This window comes from Cohnella sp. GCM10027633, assembly GCF_042675445.1.
GTDB lineage: Bacteria > Bacillota > Bacilli > Paenibacillales > Paenibacillaceae > Cohnella.
In genome coordinates this window covers 1-830 of record NZ_JBHTGV010000041.1, presented here as the reverse complement: position 1 = coordinate 830, position 830 = coordinate 1, and the positions used below count along the sequence as shown (strand labels likewise).

Annotated in this window: 2 rRNA genes; both read right to left on the bottom strand. The window is 52.0% G+C overall.

The features are described from left to right. Nucleotides 1–527: ribosomal RNA gene (locus tag ACFQZG_RS27575) — 23S ribosomal RNA — on the bottom strand; the annotation flags it as partial. Nucleotides 528–716: 189 nt separating this feature from the next. After that, nucleotides 717–830: ribosomal RNA gene (locus tag ACFQZG_RS27570) — 16S ribosomal RNA — on the bottom strand; the annotation flags it as partial.

Sequence of the window (830 nt, the reverse complement as noted above, 5' to 3'; positions counted from 1 at the left end):
TTTTCACCTTTCCCTCACGGTACTGCTTCACTATCGGTCGCCAGGGAGTATTTAGCCTTGGCAGATGGTCCTGCCGGATTCCCACGAGGTTTCACGTGTCTCGCGGTACTCGGGATCCGTCTCGGAGGGGATAGCATTTCGACTACAGGGTTTTTACCTACTATGACGGGCCTTTCCAGACCTCTTCGTCTACCCTATCCCTTTGTAACTCCATGTGAGACGTCCCACAACCCCAGGGAGCAAGCCCCCTGGTTTGGGCTAATCCGCGTTCGCTCGCCGCTACTGACGGAATCACTGTTGTTTTCTCTTCCTCAGGGTACTTAGATGTTTCAGTTCCCCTGGTGTGCCTCCATTCAACCTATGTATTCAGTTGATGGTAACTGGGCATTACCCCAGCTGGGTTTCCCCATTCGGAAATCTCCGGATCAAAGCTCACTTACAGCTCCCCGAAGCATATCGCTGTTCGTCGCGTCCTTCATCGGCTCCTGGCGCCTAGGCATCCTCCGTGCGCACTTATTAGCTTAACCACATTACGACCCGAAGGTTGTAATGACGACACTAGATAAGGCTTGGATGTTTCATTCTTTCGCGCTTTGTTTCGCTATCCAGTTTTCAAGGTACAAGAGTTTGAAAAACCATGCTTTCGCTTGGCCTTTCAAAACTGAACATCGAGCAATAATCTACGGTAATCTGTATAGCCCTTGCGGGCTCCTTAGAAAGGAGGTGATCCAGCCGCACCTTCCGATACGGCTACCTTGTTACGACTTCACCCCAATCATCTACCCCACCTTCGGCGGCTGGCTCCCTTGCGGGTTACCCCACCGACTTCG